General features: G+C 69.2%; 1 pseudogene. It reads right to left on the reverse strand.

The annotated features are described in order from the left end of the window. Positions 1-918, reverse strand: a pseudogene (locus AC27KI_RS25955) (leucyl aminopeptidase); the annotation flags it as partial.

The following is a 918-nucleotide window of genomic DNA, read 5'->3' on the forward strand; positions in this document are numbered from 1 at the left end:
CTTGGCCCGGGGTTGCGCCGCCGCATCGAGCAGGTATTGCACCAGCAAGCCGACCGGCCGGCCCGTGGCGCCCTTGGCGGCGCCACCCTTCCAGGCCGTGCCGGCAATGTCCAGGTGCGCCCACGGGGTGTCGCCCACGAAACGCTGCAGGAACTTGGCCGCCGTGATGGCGCCGCCAGCCCGCCCGGCCACATTCCCCATGTCGGCGAAGTTGCTTTTGAGCCCCTCGCCATATTCGTCGTCCAGCGGCATGCGCCAGCACGGGTCGAGCGCCGCATCGCCAGCCGCCTGCAGGCTTTGCGCGAGCGCGTCGTCGGTGGCGAACAGGCCGCTGCGCAGGCCGCCCAACGCGACCACGCAGGCGCCGGTCAGGGTGGCGATGTCCACCATCGCAGCCGGCTTGAAGCGCGCGGCGTAGGTAATGGCATCGCACAGCACCAGCCGGCCTTCGGCGTCGGTGTTCAGCACTTCGATGGTCTGGCCGCTCATGCTGGTGACCACGTCGCCGGGCTTGACCGCACGGCCATCGGGCATGTTCTCGCATGCGGGAATGAGGCCCACCACGTTGATGGAGGGCTTGAGTTCGGCCAGTGCGCGGAACACGCCCAGCACACTGGCGGCGCCGCCCATGTCGAACTTCATCTCGTCCATCTCGGCCGCGGGTTTGATCGAAATGCCGCCCGTGTCCGAAGGTGATACCCTTGCCCGATCAGCACCGTGGGCGCCTGCCCGGCGAACGCCCGCCGTCATAGCGCAACTCGATGAAGCGCAGCGGCTCTTCCGGAGCCGCGCGCCACCGCCAGAAACGCACCCATGCCCAGCCTTGGCGGCTTCTGCGGGGCCCATCACCTTGCACTGGATGGAGGGGAACTTGGCCAGTGCCTTCGCAGCGCCCGCCAGCACGTGGGCGTGGCATGG

It is taken from the genome of Acidovorax sp. KPB24-03, assembly GCF_057546605.1.